This window comes from Sphaerisporangium corydalis (genome assembly GCF_025506355.1).
GTDB lineage: Bacteria > Actinomycetota > Actinomycetes > Streptosporangiales > Streptosporangiaceae > Sphaerisporangium > Sphaerisporangium corydalis.
Genome location: NZ_JANZYP010000004.1, coordinates 1 through 18,130, shown reverse-complemented (window position 1 = coordinate 18,130; position 18,130 = coordinate 1). Strand labels below are relative to the sequence as shown.

The 18,130-nt window shown below is 70.6% G+C and carries 14 protein-coding genes and 1 riboswitch; of the genes, 2 read left to right on the top strand and 12 right to left on the bottom strand.

All coding sequences use genetic code 11. The features are described from left to right. Positions 1 to 104 precede the first annotated feature (104 nt). The gene (locus NYZ98_RS04160) at positions 105 to 1,445 is read right to left on the bottom strand and encodes a class II 3-deoxy-7-phosphoheptulonate synthase (RefSeq protein WP_262841115.1); all 1,341 of its coding nucleotides are present in this window, start codon (positions 1,443 to 1,445) and stop codon (positions 105 to 107) included. A 9-nt stretch (positions 1,446 to 1,454) separates the two neighbouring features. Continuing rightward, entirely contained in the window at positions 1,455 to 2,744 is a 1,290-nt protein-coding gene (locus NYZ98_RS04155) for an FAD-dependent oxidoreductase (protein ID WP_262841114.1), read from the bottom strand. Positions 2,745 to 2,912: 168 nt separating this feature from the next. Between NYZ98_RS04155 and NYZ98_RS04150 the strand changes: the two genes are divergently transcribed. Then, positions 2,913 to 3,440 carry a hypothetical protein gene (locus NYZ98_RS04150; RefSeq protein ID WP_262841113.1) on the top strand — a complete coding sequence of 176 codons (528 nt, stop codon included), beginning with the start codon at positions 2,913 to 2,915 and terminating at the stop codon, positions 3,438 to 3,440. Positions 3,441 to 3,587: 147 nt separating this feature from the next. Here NYZ98_RS04150 and NYZ98_RS04145 read toward each other — a convergent pair whose 3' ends face one another. From NYZ98_RS04145 to NYZ98_RS04135, 3 genes are all read right to left on the bottom strand, one after another. Then, entirely contained in the window at positions 3,588 to 4,586 is a 999-nt protein-coding gene (locus tag NYZ98_RS04145; RefSeq protein WP_262841112.1) for a phosphotransferase family protein, read from the bottom strand. Between the two features lie 113 nt (positions 4,587 to 4,699). Continuing rightward, complete coding sequence (locus NYZ98_RS04140) at positions 4,700 to 5,596, bottom strand: aldose 1-epimerase family protein (RefSeq protein ID WP_262841111.1); 897 nt, start codon at positions 5,594 to 5,596, stop codon at positions 4,700 to 4,702. Positions 5,597 to 5,867: 271 nt separating this feature from the next. Then, on the bottom strand, positions 5,868 to 7,889 hold the full coding sequence (locus tag NYZ98_RS04135) for a cyclic nucleotide-binding domain-containing protein (protein ID WP_262841110.1): 2,022 nt from the start codon (positions 7,887 to 7,889) through the stop codon (positions 5,868 to 5,870). A gap of 323 nt (positions 7,890 to 8,212) precedes the next feature. Here NYZ98_RS04135 and NYZ98_RS04130 point away from each other — a divergent pair, with 323 nt between their 5' ends. Next, positions 8,213 to 8,911, top strand: coding sequence for an HAD-IA family hydrolase (locus NYZ98_RS04130; protein WP_262841109.1), 699 nt, complete (start codon positions 8,213 to 8,215; stop codon positions 8,909 to 8,911). Positions 8,912 to 8,989: 78 nt separating this feature from the next. On the opposite strand, the gene NYZ98_RS04125 is transcribed toward NYZ98_RS04130, so the two are convergent. The 7 genes from NYZ98_RS04125 to NYZ98_RS04095 all read right to left on the bottom strand — a co-directional run bounded on the left by NYZ98_RS04125 (position 8,990) and on the right by NYZ98_RS04095 (position 17,447). Continuing rightward, positions 8,990 to 10,309, bottom strand: coding sequence for a GH1 family beta-glucosidase (locus NYZ98_RS04125; RefSeq protein ID WP_262841108.1), 1,320 nt, complete (start codon positions 10,307 to 10,309; stop codon positions 8,990 to 8,992). 102 nt (positions 10,310 to 10,411) lie between these two features. Continuing rightward, positions 10,412 to 11,431: a LacI family DNA-binding transcriptional regulator gene (locus NYZ98_RS04120; RefSeq protein WP_262841107.1), complete on the bottom strand. Its 1,020-nt coding sequence runs from the start codon at positions 11,429 to 11,431 to the stop codon at positions 10,412 to 10,414. A gap of 27 nt (positions 11,432 to 11,458) precedes the next feature. Next, positions 11,459 to 12,892 carry a GH1 family beta-glucosidase gene (locus NYZ98_RS04115; RefSeq protein ID WP_262841106.1) on the bottom strand — a complete coding sequence of 478 codons (1,434 nt, stop codon included), beginning with the start codon at positions 12,890 to 12,892 and terminating at the stop codon, positions 11,459 to 11,461. Then, a complete protein-coding gene (locus tag NYZ98_RS04110; protein WP_262841105.1) occupies positions 12,889 to 13,773 on the bottom strand; it encodes a carbohydrate ABC transporter permease in 885 nt (294 codons plus the stop codon). The genes NYZ98_RS04115 and NYZ98_RS04110 overlap by 4 nt, the downstream gene beginning before the upstream one ends. Then, positions 13,770 to 14,750 carry a carbohydrate ABC transporter permease gene (locus NYZ98_RS04105; RefSeq protein ID WP_262841104.1) on the bottom strand — a complete coding sequence of 327 codons (981 nt, stop codon included), beginning with the start codon at positions 14,748 to 14,750 and terminating at the stop codon, positions 13,770 to 13,772. Before NYZ98_RS04105 ends, NYZ98_RS04110 begins: the two co-directional genes overlap by 4 nt. 236 nt (positions 14,751 to 14,986) lie before the next feature. Beyond that, positions 14,987 to 16,327 (bottom strand): ABC transporter substrate-binding protein, encoded by a 1,341-nt coding sequence (locus NYZ98_RS04100; RefSeq protein ID WP_262841103.1) that lies wholly within the window; start codon positions 16,325 to 16,327, stop codon positions 14,987 to 14,989. A 454-nt stretch (positions 16,328 to 16,781) separates the two neighbouring features. Next, complete coding sequence (locus tag NYZ98_RS04095) at positions 16,782 to 17,447, bottom strand: CHAP domain-containing protein (RefSeq protein ID WP_262841102.1); 666 nt, start codon at positions 17,445 to 17,447, stop codon at positions 16,782 to 16,784. Between the two features lie 10 nt (positions 17,448 to 17,457). Beyond that, positions 17,458 to 17,605: riboswitch (cyclic di-AMP (ydaO/yuaA leader) on the bottom strand. Between the last annotated feature and the right edge of the window lie 525 nt (positions 17,606 to 18,130).

Here is an 18,130-nt window from a genome sequence, read left to right as displayed (position 1 = left end):
CTCCCTCACGGGAGGTCCGCCGTCCCGGGCCTGGTCAGGAGCACGACGGCGCGGGCGCCGGGTGACCGGCCGGGGTCGTCAGGCCCGGCCGGGTGGGACGGGGGTCAGTTGGAGCGGTAGAGCTCGGCGACCCGGAAGGCCAGGTCGAGCGACTGGCCCCGGTTGAGCCGGGGGTCGCAGGCGGTCTCGTAGCGCAGCGCGAGGTCCTCCTCGACGATGGCGTGGCCGCCGCCGACGCATTCGGTGACGTCGTCGCCGGTGAACTCGATGTGGATGCCCCCGGGGTGGGTGCCGAGCGCCCGGTGGACCTCGAAGAAGCCCGCCACCTCGTCGAGGACGTCGTCGAGCCTGCGGGTCTTGTGCCCGCTCGGCGCCTCGAAGGTGTTGCCGTGCATGGGGTCGCAGATCCAGGCCACCTGCGCGCCGCTCGCCTGGACCTTCTCCACCAGCGTGGGCAGCGCGTCGCGGACCCGGGAGGCGCCCATGCGGGCGATGAACGTGAGCCGGCCGGGCTCGTTGGCCGGGTTGAGCTTGTCGATGAGCGCCAGCGCGTCCTCGGGGGAGGTGGTCGGCCCGAGCTTGACCCCGATCGGGTTGCGGATGCGGCTGAAGAACTCCACGTGGGCGCCGTCGAGCTGGCGGGTGCGCTCGCCGATCCACACCATGTGCGCCGAGACGTCGTAGGGCAGGCCGGTGCGGGAGTCGACGCGGGTGAGCGCCCGGTCGTAGTCGAGGATCAGCGCCTCGTGGGAGGAGTAGAACTCGACGGTGTGGAACTCCTCGGGGTCGGCCCGGCAGGCGTGCATGAACGCGAGCGCCTGGTCGATCTCGCGCGCCAGCTGCTCGTAGCGCCGGCCGGCGGGCGACTCGGCCACGAAGTCCTGGTTCCAGGCGTGGACCTGGCGCAGATCGGCGTACCCGCCCTTGGTGAAGGCCCTGGCGAGGTTGAGCGTCACCGCCGAGGAGTGGTAGGCCCGCAGCAGCCGGGCGGGGTCGGGCTCGCGGGACTCGGGGGTGAAGTCGAACCCGTTGACCATGTCGCCCCGGTAGGCCGGCAGCTCGACGCCGCCCCGGACCTCGGTCGGCTTGGAGCGCGGCTTGGCGAACTGCCCGGCCACCCTGCCGATCTTGACGACCGGGACCCGGCCCGCGTAGGTGAGCACGATGGCCATCTGCAGCAGGGTCTTCAGCTTGTCGCGGACGTTGTCGGCGGTGGCCCCGGCGAAGGTCTCGGCGCAGTCGCCCCCTTGCAGGACGAAGGCCTCGCCACGGGCGACGGCGGCGAGGCGGACCTTGAGGTCGTCGCACTCGCCGGCGAACACCAGCGGGGGCAGACCTTGGAGCTCGGAGACGACCCGCTCCAGCGCGGAGGTGTCGGGCCACTCGGGCTGCTGGGCGGCGGGAAGCTCCCGCCAGGAGTCAAGGTTGGTCGGTTCGGCGCTCACCCTGAAAGGCTATTGCACCGGCCCCCGATAGCCGACCCCGTTGTCCACTTCCTGAGAAGATCCTCCTGGCGGGGACGCGGCCCGGCGGTCATGGCGGGCCGCCACGGGGGACCGTACGTGCTCGGGAAGCACCCCGAAACCGATGAAACGGCGCGCCATCGCGCCGAGCAGCGGCAGCCCGGCCGGGTTCACCGGCACCCGCAGCGACCGCGACGTCCCGCGGAGCGCCGGGCGGATCAGCAGGTCCTGCACGATCCGCTGGGCGTACTGCGTGATCATCGTGGGGACGGTCCTGCGGCGCTGGATCCTGCGCAGCAGCGTTTCGGGCACCTCCCCGGCGAGCAGGGGCCCGGCGAGAACGTTGGCGGCGGCCACCGCGTCCTGGACGGCCAGGTTGATGCCGACGCCGAACACCGGCGACATCGCGTGGGCGGCGTCGCCGATGAGCAGGAGCCCAGGCCGGTGCCAGCGCCGCAGCCGGTTGAGCATCACCTGAAGGACGCTCACCTGCTCGAAGCCCGTCAGGCTCGCGGTGCGGCCGGCGAGGAAGGGCAGCAGCTGCGCGACCGAGGAGCGCAGCCCTTCGACGCCGCCGGCCTTGAGCGTCTCGAACCCGCCCTTGGGAATGATGTAGGCGAGCTGCCAGTACGTCTCGCGGTTGATCGCGACCATCAGGTGGCCGATGGAGACGCGCAGGAACGTGTCGGGGGGATCGTCCGGCTCGCGCGGCAGCCTGAACCAGACGGCGTCCATCGGGGCGCCCTGCTCCACCGGGACCAGCCCGGCCGACCGGCGGACGTCGGAGCCGCGCCCGTCGGCGCCGACGGTCAGCAGGGCCCGCAGCTCGTGCTCGCCGTCGCGGTCCCGGTAGCGCAGGCCGCGCACGGAGTTCCCCTCGCGGATCACCCCGTCGACCTCGGCCTCCATGACGAGCCGGAAGTTCGGGTAGCGCCCGGCCGCTGAGGTGATCAGGTTGAGGAAGTCCCACTGCGGCACGAAGGCGATGTACGGGTACTTGGTGTCGAGTTCCTTGAGCGAGGCGACCTGGACCATGCCGTCGTCGGTCCACATCGACAGGTCGTAGGCCTTGCGGTGGGACAGCTCGTGGAACTCCCCGGACAGCCCGAGTTCGTCCAGGACCTCCAGGGTCGAGGGATGGATCGTGTCCCCCCGGAAGTTGCGCAGGAAGTCCGCGTGCTTCTCCAGGAGCGTCACCTCCACGCCCGCGCGGGCGAGGAGCAGCGCCAGCATGGCCCCGGCGGGGCCGCCTCCGGCGATGGCAACACATGTCGTCGGCATTTTCATCACCCGTTGAAATCATCGCACACCGCGCCGCGGCCGTCCAAGGCGACCCGCCCGGTAAATCGCCGGATCGCGTGTCACCGGCGAGGAATAAGACTCCTACTCCGGGGCAGTCGGAATGCGGCCCCCCAAAGGGGCATCGAAGCGACTTGGAGTTGAGGTCACATGATTGTGCTGGGCCTTCTGTTGATCGTGCTCGCCGGCGCGGCCCTGGTCGCCGTGGCGAACGACGAGAACGGTGGCATCACGGCGTCGATCACGATCCTGGACCGGACGCTCCAGCTCAGCAAGCTGGAGCTCTTCCTGGCCGGGGCGGCCACTGCGGCCGTCTTCCTGATCGGGCTGCTCGTGCTCACCGGTGGTATGCGCCGTTCCGGCGCCAAGCGCAAGAAGCTGCGCGCGGCCCGGGTGGAGACGCGTGACCGCGTCGCCCGGCTGGAGGAGGAGAAGCGGCAGCTCGAGCGCAAGCTCGAGACCGAGACCGCGGCGACTCCCGAGCCCGTGCCGGTCGCCGGCACCCCGACTGGACGGCACGCGACCGACCGTGACGGCGACGGCGTGGACGACCGCGCCGAGACCGGCACCGAGGAGCGGGTGGGCGCCTCGACGCAGCCCGTGGCCGCGGTGCAGGAGCCCCGTTCCACCGACCAGCTCGTCGCGGGCACCCGCTCGCCCCGTGACACCGCCGTCTGACATGCCGATGGAGATCTGTTCCAACCGGACGGCCGCCCGGGGACCCGGTCCCTGGGCGGCCCTACCCGCCCGCCGCCGCCTGTGCCGGCCGGTGGGCCACCGCTGCGTCCGGCACGCCCGCCCGCGCCGCCCGCGCCCGCTGGTGCGTCACCGCTGCCTGAGGAACGCCAGGCAGTTCGTCAGGCCGGTCGTGGCCAGCCCGCGAAGCCTCGCGTAGGCCTCCTCGGGGTACTGCCGGGGGCCGTTCTCGACCAGCAGGATGAGGTTCAGGTACAGGCGGTACAGCGCGTCGCGCGTACGGGCGCGGGGGGTGAGGTCGATCTTCCCGCCCGCCTCGCGGTAGCCCGCCAGGATCGGGTCGTCGTCCCGCAGCTCTTCGAAGATCGTCGGCGTGACGAACTCCGCCAGCGGATCGCCCCAGAAGGCCCGCTCATGGTCGATCAGCGCCTCGATCCCCGGCGGCCCGCCGGGCGGCAGGGTCAGGAAGACGTTCCCGGGCCACACGTCGAAGTGGACCAGCACCGGAGTGGTGACCTCCTCCAGGGCGTGGGCGTTGGCGTGGATCGCCGCCGCGATGTCCAGCAGGGAGCACGGCAGCGGGGTGGCGTAGCGCACGGCGTCGTCCATCAGCGCGCCCGTCATGACGACGAACGCGTCACGCCAGGTGGCGCCGGTGAGCCCCGCGTACGGGTAGCCGTACACCCCCTGGCCGGGGATGGTGTGCAGGCGGGCCAGCAGGCGGCCGAGCTCGTGCCGCAGCGAGCGCTGGTCGGCCTCGGCCAGGGACGTGGCCTGGTTCCACGGCACCCCCTGGAGCGCGGACATGATCAGGTAGTCGCCCCCCAGCCCGGGGTCGTCGAAGGCCGAGTGCAGCAGCCGGGGGAGCGGGATCCCCATGGGCGTCGCCAGGTGGTACACCAGCGCCTCGGTGCGCAGCAGGTCGCGCTCGTAGCTGAGCTGCTCCAGGTCGGGAGGCGGGGCGACCTTCAGGACGACCTGCCGCCCGTCGGCGAGGTCGAGCCGCCACACCGCGTTGGCGAAGCCGTCGGTCATCTCCTCGGCGGCGGCCACCCCCGTCCCCAGCGCCCCGACGATCAGCGCGTCCAGCTCGGCGGCCGACAGTTTGCGCTTGGTCCTGCTCTCCATCGGTCACATCACTTCGGCTCGTCGGGACGATCGGGGGCGTTCGGAGCGTACGGGGCGCCCGGTGCCGGGCTCGCGACGGGGCCCGGGGAACGGCGCGGGGCTGGCGGGCCGGGTCAGGCGACCGAGACGGTCCAGCTCGCCTCGTGCTTGCCGCCCGGGTCGAGCACGACGAGGTCGGTGCCGGAGTTGAACGCGTCGGGCGGGCAGGTCATCGGCTCGACGGCGAAGCCGCGGTGGCCGAAGCCGGTGCCCGTGCAGAACTGCACCCATGGCAGCACCGCGGCGTCCCAGGCGATCTGCACCCCGCCCCCGGCGCCGCGCAGCCGCACGCGGGTGAGGCCGTCGGGGCCGGCGGCCAGGCCGGTGAACGCCTCGTCCACGACCGTCCGCCCGACCGGGCGGGCGGTGCGGAAGTCGAACGGCGTGCCGCCGACGGGGGCGAGCGCCGTGGGGATCAGCACGTCGTCGGTCAGGAGGACCTGGTCGGCGGGAAGCTCCAGCTCCCAGCCCTCCTCGGCGCCGTCGTCGGCGATCAGCCAGGGGTGGGGGCCGCAGCCGTACGGGGCGGGGCGGTCGCCGGTGTTCTCGGCGGTGAGCGTCGTCGTCAGCCCGTGCGGGCCGAGCGCGTAGCGGACCTCGAGCGCCAGGCGGAAGGGGTAGCCGGGGGACGGCTCGATCGTGTGCGCCAGCCGGACGAACCCGTGGTCGTCCTCGACCGCCAGCAGCTCGACGGCCTCCCAGCCGGCGAACGCCACCAGGCCGTGCAGGGCGTGGCCCCGGTCGGGCTCGTTGACCGGCACGTCGAAGGGCTCGCCCTCGAAGGTGTAGCGCCCACCGGCGACGCGGTTGGGCCAGGGGGCGAGCAGGGTGCCGCTGTAGTGCGGGACGGGGCCCTCCTCGGGCCAGCTCGCCACGAGGTCGCGCCCGCGGTGCCTGAGCACCCGCAGGGCCGCGCCCATCTGGGTCACCTCGGCGTGGTACTCACCACCGTGAAGGATGTACTGAGGCACGGGGGAATCCTCTCTCGAAGCGCGGGCCCACGATTTCCGGGTGACACCAGGCCGGGTACGCCCTCCATCATCCCCGCCGCCGGCCGGTGATCAAAATCCGGCGGTCGTCCGCGCGGGCAAGTGGGAGCGCTCCCACAAAGCCAGAAGGTAGAGGCTTTCCGCCGGGGAGTCAACCGGCCCGCCGCGCCCCCGCCCGCCCGCGCTCCTCGCGCCCCGCGAAAGCCGGTCCTTCAGGGCGGCGGTCACGAGTGCCCGGTACGAGGGTCCCGGGTCACGAGAGGTCGCGGCGGCCCCGGGACCGCAGGATGTACGGGGGGTCCTCGACGCCGTCGCGCAGGCGCCCGAGCACCTCGGACGCCCGGTCGATCGCGGACGGCTCGTCGTCCTGGACGTCGATCGGCGGGAACCCCGACGCGATCTGCTCGACGTCGCCACCGGCCAGCCGGATCGGCAGGATCTGCGCGTTCTCCCCGAAGTAGTCCTGGTAGAACCTGGTCTCCCTCAGGACCCAGTTGTACCGGTTGGAGCGCACCTTCACGTGGTGGGAGACGAAGGCGACCAGCGCCCTCGCGTCCAGCAGCGCCTCCTGTAATCGCGGCGAGAAGTTGTGACCCATGTGCGAGCCGTCGATGTACACGTGGAGGCCCCTCTGCCGGAAGGCCTCCGCCCACTGCTCGGCGATCTCCCTGTCGCTGGAGTTGTAGGACAGGAACGCGTCGTACCGGTAGCACTTCGCGGCGGCGCGCCGGATGGCCTTGTGCAGCGGCCCGCGTTTGGCCGGCTCCAGCCCGTCCAGGGCCGCGGGATCGATGCGCAGGATCTTGACGGGGTTGGCCGTTATCTCGTACGTGCGTTCAGGAAGCACCACGACGTCGGGGATGTTCACCCAGACCAGCGGGAACGTCTCGCCGGACAGGTCCTGCCCGCCCGCGCGCACCTTCCCGGCCGCCAGGATGTACAGGCCCGGCTCGAAGACGCCGTCGCCGACCCGCTCGTCGTGGTCGAACTTCAGCCGCTGTGACTGCGGCCGCGTCGACAGCAGGCGGGTGTGCTCCAGCATCGACTCCAGCGCCTCCTGCCAGGACTCCTCGCCCCGCGCCAGCGGGCCGTTCTTCTCCACTCCCAGCAGGAAGTCGACGTTGTTGCTCACGTGTTCGAGCACGCGCGAGTTGATGAAACGGTCGATCCGGTTCCTGGCGAGGCCGTCGTCGCTCCTGGAGGACAGCCGGGAGTCGACCTCCTTCAGGCTGAAGGACAGCAGCGCGACGTCGCTGAGCGCCACCAGGTCGGCGGTACGGTTCCTGGCCAGCGTGAACGCCAGCTCGCCGACGATGTCGCCCTCGCCGTGCACGGCGAAGGGCTCCGAGGGGTTGCCCGGCCCCTCTCCCTCGGACTTGTACACCCCCACCTCGCCGCTGAGGATGATGAACATCGTGTCGCCCTTGTCGCCGTAGCGGCAGATGATGTCGTTGTAGCGGCGCTCGACGAGCTGGCCGAGCTGGACCACCTCGCGGAACTGCGACGGGTCCAGGTACACCAGGAACGGGTTCACCGTGGTCCTGCCGTCCGCGGTGGTGTACGACAGTTTCATCGGCGTGATCTTCCGCAGGCCGTTCAGCGCCACCGCGTCGGCGGTGTTGACCTGCAGAAGCCTCTTGATGAGGTGCAGGGCCCGCCAGCCGTTCCGCTCCGAGAGCGCCTGGTCGAGCTGGGCTCGGTCGTTGTCGAACGGGGCCGCCCAGCGGGACTCCCACGAGGGGCCCGACATGAGCAAGAGCGTCCTGCGGTGGCCGGACTTGTCGCGCAGGAACCGGGAGTCGTGGAACCGCAACCGGGACGCGTTCCCGGCCGACACGACGGCCTGGTGGAAGGCGTCGGACGCCACCACGCCGTTCTCGGTGGTGAGCTTGAGCATCCACCCCGCGGTGTTGATCGCCTCGCCGACGACCTGGATCCTGCCGTCGGCGCCCTCGATGTGCGTGACCCAGCCGTAGTGGGCGGTCACCCGCAGCGGGGACCCCTTCTCCCGGCTCCAGTCCAGGAGCCTGCCGACCATGTCGACGGCCCGCGGCTCCCACCGTTCCTGGCGGAAGACCAGATGGCCGCCGTCTCCCCCCGACGCCCACACCAGGCCGTCCGGGCCGGTCTCGCCGATGAACTCGGCGACGGTGCGGTTGATCTCCGACACCCGGGCCACCTGGACGGGTTCGCTGCTCGACGAATGCCCGACGATGTCACAGGAGACGATGGCGACCTGGTGACGCCGCGACCGCTCTTCGCTGCCCGTGGTCATGCCGTCCTCGTTCCTCGATCTGGCGGGACGTTCCCGGCGGCCCGGCGTCCGGCGGCCGTGGCATCGGCCTTCCGCGGATCGACGGGCTCCGTGGTCGCAGATCATATCGCCGTGCCCCCCGGGACATCGGCGCGCCGGGGCGGCGTTCCCGGCGTCCGACGGGGCGGCGTTCGCCGGTGGACGCCGGGGCGGCATGATGGTGTCCGCTCCACGACCACCGGATCCGACCAGGAAGCAGGACCCCTTGACCACCGCGCACCCTGTCCACGACGGGCCCGCCCGATGAGCGGGCGACCGGCGCCGCGCCACGACGGGATGGCCCGATGAGCGGGTCGCCGGCGCCGGGCCGTGACGGGACGGCCGGTTCCCTGGTGATCGCGTGCCGTGCCGTGCTGTTCGACTGCGACGGGGTGCTTGTGGACTCCGACCAGAGCGTGCGGCGGGCGTGGCGGCGGTGGGCCGAGATGTACGGGCTGCCGCCTGAGGAGGTGGCGGTCACCGTCCACGGGCGCAGGTCGGCCGACACCGTGCGCCTGCTCATCGCCGAGGATCGGCGCGCGGAGGCGCAGGAGGCGATCGACCGGTTCGAGCAGGAGGACGCCGGGTCGGTGCGGGGGATACGCGGCGCCCGCGCCCTGCTCACGGCCATGCCGCGCGACGCGTGGGCGGTGGTGACCTCGGGCGTGACGCCCCTGGCCCGTGCGCGCCTGGCCGCCGCGTCGCTGCCCGGGCCGCCGGTCCTGGTGGCGGCCGGCGACGTCGCCGACGGCAAGCCCGCCCCCGACGGCTACCTCAAAGCCTCGGCCCTGCTCGGCGTGGCCGCCGCGGAGACGGTGGTGCTGGAGGACAGCGGGGCCGGCGTGGCGGCGGGACGGGCCGCCGGCGCCGGGACGGTCGTCGGGGTCGGCGAGCGCGCCCTGGAGACCGGCGCCGACGTGGTCATCGACGACCTGCGCGGCCTCACCTGGACCGCCGGCCGGCTCACCCTCCCGCGCGAGCGCCTCCTGCGATCGGGCCGCTGACCGGCCAATCCGGGGTCCGGGTACGACCGGCCCGGCTCGCGACGAAGGCCGGCCTCACCGGTGGGGGCGGCGTGCGGGTCAGGTCAGGCGGCCGGTGGCGATCACGTCGCGGTACCACAGGGCGCTGTCCTTCAGCGTGCGCCTCTGGGTGGCGTAGTCGACGTGCACGATGCCGAACCGGGCGCCGTACCCCTCGGCCCACTCGAAGTTGTCCAGCAGCGACCACACGTGGTAGCCCTCCACCGGGACGCCCTCGGCGAGCGCGTCCGCGACGGCGGCCAGGTGGTCGCGCAGGTAGGCGATGCGCCCGCCGTCGGCGAACCTGCCGTCCGGGCCCGCCACGTCGGGGGCCGGCATGCCGTTCTCGGTGACCACGATCGGCACCGCCGGGTAGTCGCGCCGCAGCCGGACCAGGGTGTCGTACAGGCCCCTCGGGTAGATCTCCAGCCAGTCGAGCTGCGCCGTCGGGTGCACCAGCACCCGCGTGCCCTCGGCGCCGAGGAAGTGCGGGTTGTAGTACTGCACGCCGAGCACGTCCACGGGCTCGCTGATCACCTCCAGGTCCCCGTCGAGGATGTGCGCGGCCATGGGGCTGCGCTCGCCGATCCACGCCAGCGTGTCCTCGGGATAGGCGCCCTTGAAGATCGGGTCCAGGTAGAGGCGGTTCTCCAGCCCGTCCTGGTGCCACACCGCCGCGGCCGTACCGGGGGCGTCGTCGGCGGGGTAGGTGGGGTGCAGGTTGAGCGCCGGTCCGACGCGCCGCCCCGGGTGCCGTTCGTGCAGGACGCGCGAGGCCAGCCCGTGGGCGAGCAGCAGGTGGTGCAGGGCCACGAACGCCCGCGCGTCGTCGCGGACGCCGGGGGCGTGGACGCCCAGGCGGTACCCGCACTCGACCACGGTCTTCGGCTCGTTGACGGTCAGCCAGTCGCGGACGTCCAGCGCGTCGAACATGATCTCGGCGTAGTCGGCGAACCTGGCGGCGGTGTCCCGGTTCTCCCACCCGCCCTTGTCCTGCAGGGCCTGGGGGAGGTCCCAGTGGAACAGCGTCGCCATCGGCCGGATGCCGCGCTCGCGCAGCCCGTCGGTGAGGCGGCGGTAGAAGTCGAGCCCTCGCTGTTCCGGCCGCCCCGCGCCGTCCGGCTGGATCCGGGGCCAGGCGATCGAGAAGCGGTAGGAGCGCAGGCCGATCGACGCCATCACGTCGAGGTCCTCGCCGTACCGGTGGTAGTGGTCGGCGGCCACCGCGCCGGTGTCGCCGTCCTTGACGTTGCCGGGGACCGCCGCGAAGGTGTCCCAGACGGACGCGCCCCGGCCGTCCTCGCCGGTGGCGCCCTCGATCTGGTACGCGGACGTGGCCGCCCCCCAGACGAACCCGCCGGGGAAACGCTGATCGGGCACGATGATCTCCTTCGGAGTGGGCGGGCCGGGTCACGGCACGCCGCTGCCGGGCCCCCGCCGGTCAGGACGGGGGCCGGGCCGGTGGCGCCCAGGGGCGGCGGGTCAGGCCGAGCCGCGCTCGACCAGGTGGGTGTCCAATATGACGACGGGCTGCTCCAGGCGCTCGCCGTTGATGCGGGACACCAGCAGCTGCGCCATCTGGCGGCCCATGGCCTCGGTCGGCTGGTGCACGCTGGTCAGCGGCGGCGCGGTGTGCGCGGCGATGGACGAGTCGTCGAACCCGATCACCGCCACGTCGCGGGGGATGACCTTGCCCCGCTCGCGCAGCACCCGCATCGCGCCGATGGCCATCGGGTCGGAGGCGGTGAAGACGGCGTCCAGTCCCGGATGCAGGTCGAGCAGCCGCTCCATCGCGTCCGCCCCGGCGTTCTCGCTGAAGTCGCCGTACACCACCAGCTCGGGCATCCCGGTCGCCAGCAGCGCGTCGCGGTAGCCGGCGAGCCGGTCGACGCCCACGCCCATGTCCTGCGGGCCGGCGATGGTGGCGATGCGGCGCCTGCCCTTGGCCAGCAGGTACTTCACCGCCTGCCGGGCGCCGGCCCGGTTGTCCATGTCGACGTAGCTGAACGGCGTGAACCCGACGGGCCGGCCGCCGAGGACCGTCGGCACGCCCATCTCCTCCAGCCTGCCCGGCAGCGGGTCGCCGCCGTGCAGCGAGATCAGCAGGACCCCGTCGACGTGCTGACCGGTGAGGTACAGCTCCAGGCGCTCGTGCTCGTCGCGTGACTGCGCCATGGTGAGGATGAGCTGGAGCCCGGTCTCCGACAGCGACGAGCCGATGCCGCGGATGATGCCCGCGAAGAACGGCTCGTCGAAGATCCGCTGCTCCGACTCCGACACGACCAGCGCGATCGTGTCGGTGCGCCTGGTGACCAGGGTGCGCGCCGCCCGGTTGGGCACGTAGCCGAGCTCGTCGATCGCCTGGCGTACGGCCTCGCGCGCCTTGTCGCTCACCTTCGGCGAGCCGTTGATGACGCGCGAGACCGTGCCACGGCCGACGCCGGCGCGAGCGGCGACGGCCTCGAGGGTCGGTCGCGCTCCCGAGCGGCGGTCCCCGTTCATGAAAAGTGCCCCCTCCTGCGGTTGGCCTTATTCTGCCGGAGCGGAGAGACCACCTCGGCGGATTGTATCGGCGTACCAGAGGGCGCTGGCCTTGGGAGTCCGCAGTTGTGTGGCGTAGTCGACGTGGACGAGCCCGAAACGCTTGCCGTACCCCCACGCCCACTCGAAATTGTCCATCAGGGACCAGGCGAAGTATCCCTTCAGCGGGATCCCCGCCTCGATGGCGGTGTGGCAGGTGCGCAGGTGGGCGTCGATGTACGCCAGGCGCTCCTGGTCGTCGACGGCGCCGTCGGCGAGCACGTCGTCGAAGGCGGCGCCGTTCTCGGAGATGACCATCGGGATGCCCGGGTAGTCGCGGGCCACCCGCTGGAGCACCTCCAGCAGGCCGATGTCGTCGATCTCCCAGCCCATCGAGGTGACAGGGCGCCCGCCGTTGACGAAGGACACCTGCTCACTGCCCGGCCACGGCGACCCGGCGCCGGTCGGCGCGGCGGCGGCGGAGGCGGCCCCGCCGGGCTTGCCCGACACCGTGAAGCGGCTGTAGTAGTTGACCATCAGCGTGTCGAACGGGGTGGAGATCGTCTCCATGTCGCCGTCCTGGACGAAGTCGAAGTCGGCGACCTCGCTCAGGTCCGCGATGACGTCCTCGGGGTAGGAGCCCTTCATCAGCGCGTCCAGGAAGAACCGGTTCTGCAGGCCGTCGATGCGCCGGGCGGCGTCCAGGTCCGCCTCGTCCTGGGAGGCGGGGGTGATCGCGTACAGGTTGACCGACCCGCCGATCCGCGCGCCGGGGCCCTGGGCGCGCAGCGCCTGGACCGCCAGGCCGTGGGCCAGGTTGAGGTGGTGGGCGGCCCGGATCGAGGCGGCCGGGTCACGCCGTCCCGGCGCGTGCTCGCCGGAGGCGTAGCCGAGGAAGGCCGCGCACCACGGCTCGTTGACCGTCGTCCAGTTGCGGACGCGGTCGCCGAGCGCCTGGTGGACGCACGCGGCGAAGTCGGCGAAGCGCTTCGACGTGTCGCGTAGCGGCCAGCCGCCGAGATCCTCCAGGGGCTGGGGGAGGTCCCAGTGGTACAGCGTCAGCCAGGGCTCGATGTCGTGGTCGAGGAGTTCGTCGACCAGCCGCCGGTAGAAGTCCAGGCCCGCCTCGTTGACCGCGCCGGCGCCGTCCGGCTGGATCCTCGGCCAGGAGACCGAGAAGCGGTAGGCGGTCAGGCCGAGGTCGGCCATGACCGCCACGTCGTCGCGATAGCGGCGGTAGTGGTCGATGGCGACGTCGGCGGTCTCGCCGTTGAGGACGCGGCCGGGCTGGCGCACGAACGTGTCCCAGATGGAGGGCCCGCGCCCCTCGGCGCCGGTCGATCCCTCGATCTGGTAGGCCGACGTGGCCGCGCCCCAGACGAAGCCGGTCGGGAACACCAGGGCGGGGACGTCGGTCTCGGGTTGAGTCTCCTGCGTGGTCACGCTTTGACCGCACCTTCCATGAGTCCGCCGACGATTTGCCGGCCGAACGCGACGAAAACGACAATGAGCGGTAGGACGGATAGGGCTGTACCTGTGAAGATCAGGACGTAGTCCGTGGTGTGGGCCGCCGTGAGGAAGCTGATCGAGACCTGGACCGTGGGGTTCTCGGGCGTCAGGACGATCATGGGCCACATGAACTCGTTCCAGTTCAGCATGAAGGTCTGGAGCGCCAGCACGGCCATTCCCGGCCGTACGGCGGGCAGGATCACGTTCCACCAGATGCGCATGGTCGAGGCGCCGTCGACCCGGGCCGCCTCGACCAGTTCCTCGGGCACGGCCTGGTCGGTGTACTGCGTCATCATGAACACGCCGAAGCCGTTGAGCAGGTAGGGGAGGATCACCGCCTTGAGCGTGCCGACCCAGCCGAGGCTCACCATGAGCTGGTAGAGCGGGACGATGCCCATCTGCTGCAGCGGCACCATCATCGTGATCAGGATGGAGCCCAGCAGCAGGTTGCGGCCCCGGAACCGGAGCCGGGCGAACGCGAACCCCGCGAAGGTCGAGATGATCACCACGCTGATGGTCACGGTGGTGGTGACGATCAGCGAGTTCACCAGGCCCGTGACGAAGTGCGCGTCCTCGGTGTTGAGCACCCGCTGGACGTTCTCCCCGAGGTTGCCGCCGGGCAGCAGCGGCGGCGGCACCTCCACCGCGTCGGAGTTCGTCCGCGACGCGATGATCACCATCCAGTACAGCGGGAAGATCGACAGCAGGACCGTGATGCCGAGGGCGATCTTGGTCAGCGGCGTCGCGCGGAACGGGTCCCGCCTGCCGCGGTCCTTCGGCCTGCGCACCGGCGCCACCTGCGTGATCGTGGTCATCTGCTGCCCCCGATCCGGCGGACGAACGTGTAGTTGATGCCGACGCCGAGGAGGATGAGCAGGAACAGCAGCCAGGCGGCCGCCGCCGCGTAGCCGTAGTCGAAGTTCCTGAACCCCTGCTCGACGATGTACATCGCGATGGTCTGGAACTGGCCCGTGGTGCCGCCGTCCATGCGGTTGCTGGCGAACATCACCGGCTCGGCGAACAGTGTCAGGCCGCCGATGGTGGACACGAAGACGGTGAAGATGATCGTCGGGCGGATCATCGGCAGCGTGATGCTCCAGAACTGCTTGCGGGGCGAGGCCCCGTCGATCGACGCCGCTTCGTACAGGTCGCGGGGGATGGTCTGCATCCCCGCGAGGTAGATGATCGCGTTGTAGCCGGTCCACCGCCAGTCGACCATGGTGGCGATCGCCGTCCATGAGGACCACTTCGAGCTCTGCCAGTCGATGTTGTGGTCCACGCCGACGTGGCCGAGGAGCCAGTTGAACAGGCCGAAGTCGCGCCCGTACAACTGGGTGAACACGATGGCGACCGCGACGACCGAGGTGACCAGGGGCAGCAGCACGCCGAGGCGGAAGAACAGCCGCCCGCGCAACCGCTTGTTCAGCGCGTTGGCGAGCAGCAGGGCCAGGACGAGCTGCGGGACCGTGGCGAGCACGAAGATGCCGACGGTGTTGACCACCGCGTTCCAGAAGTCCGCGTCGGCCAGCAGCTTGGAGTAGTTCTCCAGGCCGGTGAACGTCGCGTCGCCGCCGGCCAGCCCGTAGTCCTGGAGCGAGACCCACAGGGTGAACACCAGGGGGAACAGGCCGAAGATCGCGAAGAGCACGAAGTACGGAGAGATCAGGAAATAGGGGGCCGCCTTGAGGTCGAGTTGCGACCAGAGACGGCTTGTGGGCCGCGAACGACGGCGGCCCGGCCGGTGTGGGGGTGGCGCCGGATCCGCCCGCTGGGTGTGGAGGTGGACGCTCATCGGATTTCCGGGGCGGGATCCCGGCCTGCGGCCACGGGAGGAAGCCCCATTCTCCTTCTTTCGTCGGTGGTCGGTGTCGTGCCGCCGCCTGGCGTTGACCAGGCCGGGCGGGGGCACGGTCCGGGGGGGTGCCGCCGGGCGCGGACGGTGGCGGTTCCCGCCTCCGTCCGCGCCCTACGGCAGGTCACCGGCTCGCCTGACGGTCGCGACGGCGGGCCGGTGACGGTCACGGACGATCAGCCCGCCGCCTTCTGGCCCGCCTCGACGAACTTCTGCCAGGCCTGGTCGTAGGGCACCGAACCCTGGTCCATGCCGGTCAGAACCTGCTCCACCTCACGCTTCACCTGCGCGTGCTTCTCGCCGAGGAAGGTCGGCTGGAGCGACTTGATGGACGGCCCGAAGATCTTGCCGATGGGCGCGTTGCCGAAGTACTCGTTGGTCGCGCTCTGCAGGTCGGGGTTGTCCTGCGCCGGGATGGTGCTGGGCAGGTTGCCGCCCTCCTTGAACGCCAGGAGCTGGGCCTCGGGGCTGGTCAGGTAGCTGGCCAGCTCGGCGGCCTCCTTCGGGTGCTTGCTCTGCTTGGGCACCGCGAGCCAGGAGCCGCCCCAGTTGCCGCCGCCGCCGGGCACCGTCGCGACGTCCCACTTGCCCTTGAACTTGTCGCCGGCCGTGCCCGACACCACGCCGAGCATCCAGCCCGGGCAGCCGAGGGTCGCGAACTGCGACTTGACGAAGCCGGTGTTCCACGGGTCGGTGAAGTTCTGCATCTTGGCGGTGAGACCGGCCTTGCTGATCTTCTCGGAGAAGTCGAACGCCGACTTGACCGCCGGGTTCTTGTCCACGATGAGCTGCTGGTTCTTGTCGAAGTAGGTGACGTTGCCGTTCTTGGCCGACTCCTGCGACAGCACCACGTTGTAGATCGTGTTGATGCTGTCGACGAACTTCGCGTCCTTGACCTTGGCCTGGAAGTCCTGGCCGGCCTTGACGAACGCGTCCCAGCCGCCGCCCCACAGCTTGGAGACCTCGTCGCGGTCGGTGGGCAGGCCCGCCTTCTTGAACAGGTCCGAGCGGTAGCAGATGCTCATGCCGCCGACGTCGGTGCCGAGGGCGAACAGCTTGCCCTCGGTGTTGATGCCGTTCTCCCACTTCCAGGCGGGGAAGTCCGACTGGCGGCTCTGCAGGCCGTACTGCCCGAGGTCGGTGAAGAACTGCGGGCGGGCCTTGGCCAGGCCCATGCCGCCCTCGTCGATGCCGACCACGTCACCGGCACCGGTGCCGGACTGGAGCCACTGCAGCATCTGGGGCCAATAGACGTTCTCGAAGCTGTCGGTCAAGTTGTTGTACTTGACCTGCACATTCGGATGATCGGCGTTCCATTTCTCAACGGCGGCCTTGTAGCCGAAGTTGGTGCCGCCGCCGAAGGTCTGCAGCGTAAGAGTGATCTTCTCGGCCGGCGCTGCCGACGAGGATGACGAACTTCCGGTGGAGCCGCTGGTGTCGCCGGACGAGCACGCGGCGGTGACGCCGAGCGCGGCGGTCATCACCGATGCGACCGCGAGCATCCTGCCACGGCGCATATTTTTGATCATTCCGGACCCCTCTCAGGTGGTTGCCCGATCGTTGGGAGGTGCATCGAGGGCCGGCCCCGACAGTCGGGCCCCGCGATGTGCTGGATCCCGCGAGTCGTGATCTCACGAGGGCCTCACCTCGTGAGCGATATTTGGGAGCGCTCCCACGAAGAGTCCCCGATAGGCAATGCTGGCGTCAATATGCCGAAACCTAACTGTTACTCCTGAGGCTGTTAGGAGCCCAAAACCCGATGTTGAGCGTGATAAGGGGCATAGCTACTCTTGGGAGCGCTCCCATCGCTCCAGGCGCAGTCGGGCGCAAATCATCCATGCGCCACGCGAGGCCACTAGATCGTCCAGGAGGTCTGAACACCCCGTGAATCAGGCGAAACCCCCACAAACGACGGCGCCGTACGGCCGGAGGAGTGGGGTCCCCGGCCGTACGGCACGTGTGGGGGTGAGGTCAGGCGGCGTAGCTGGGGTAGCCGTAGCCCGCGACCTGGGCGGTGGGACGGGTGCGGATCTCGACCCGGCCGTTGCCCGTGTTGCCCTCGACGGTCTGGATGGTGCCGTCGCCGTTGTCCTTGACGACGAAGCCGACGTGGCTGATGTCGCCGATCCTCTTGCCGCCGGTCCAGTCGAAGAAGACGACGGCGCCGGGCGCCGGCGTGGTGCCCCAGCGGCCCTGGGAGGCGAACCACTTGGCGTGCGCGACGGTGTAGGCGTCGGTTCCGACGGTGTCCTGCAGGCCGAGCTGGGTGCCGACCCAGGAGACGAACATGTCGCACCAGGCGGCGTCGGCGTAGTCGGTGATCTTCCCGCTGTCGCGGGCGACGGTCTCCCTGGCACGGGGGGAGCTCATGTACCAGGAGTGGAACTTGGTGCCGCCACCGGCGCTGTCCTCGGAGATGCCGACCTGTCCCTCGGCGAGGGTGAGGAGCTGCTGGGCGGAGACCTGGCGGTGGGAGCCGGCCTCGGCGCCGGCGATCTGGACGACCGCGTCGCTTGAAGAGGTGCCTGAGTGCATGGCGAGCGTCGTGCCCGTCACGGCCTGGGCGACGACGAGCCCGCCCATGGCGAAGGCCTTGAGCCGGTTCTTCGGGGTGTCCAGAAGCCGATGTATGAACATAGACAAGGGGAAACTCCTTCCAAGCCGCCTACCGGGTTAGCTGACGGGTTCGGGCGAGGAAGTGCGCCCTACGGGTGCGTGGGATAACGCCCCGATTCACCCCAAATGCGGTGGGTCCCCGGCTCCGCGAGAGAGCGCGGACTCGGCGGTGTGCGCATCGGCGGGAGAGGGATCTCCACAGAGGACCGATCTGCACCGTGGCAATCTCCGTGGTATGAGCAAGTCGCCTAGATAGGACTTCTCACCCAGGGAGTTCCACATAGAGTAATCCATAGGACAAACAGATGCAAACAGGACAAACTACCGGGCTGAAACGTGGCCCAGGACGGCAAACCGGGACTTGGCACATCCGCCGGGACCGGGGGCCGGCGCCGTTCGATCAGGGTTCCACCTGGCAGGACGCCGACACCAGTGATCGTTCCAGTTCCGCCAGTCCATTCAAGCGCCAATCGGGGCCACCCGGAAGCTTGTGACAAGTGTGACGACTGTGACAGCGCACCCCCACCCACACCACTGAGCCCCAACACACCAAAGTGACCCGAATATCTAACCACCCCCACCGATTAACCTAAAACACCACCTACACCGCCCTATCCACGTACCAAACTCCCTGTAAACCCCCATTTACAACCCCCATCCCACCCGCCCCCCCCCCCCCCCCCCCCCCCCCCCCCCGGGGGGGG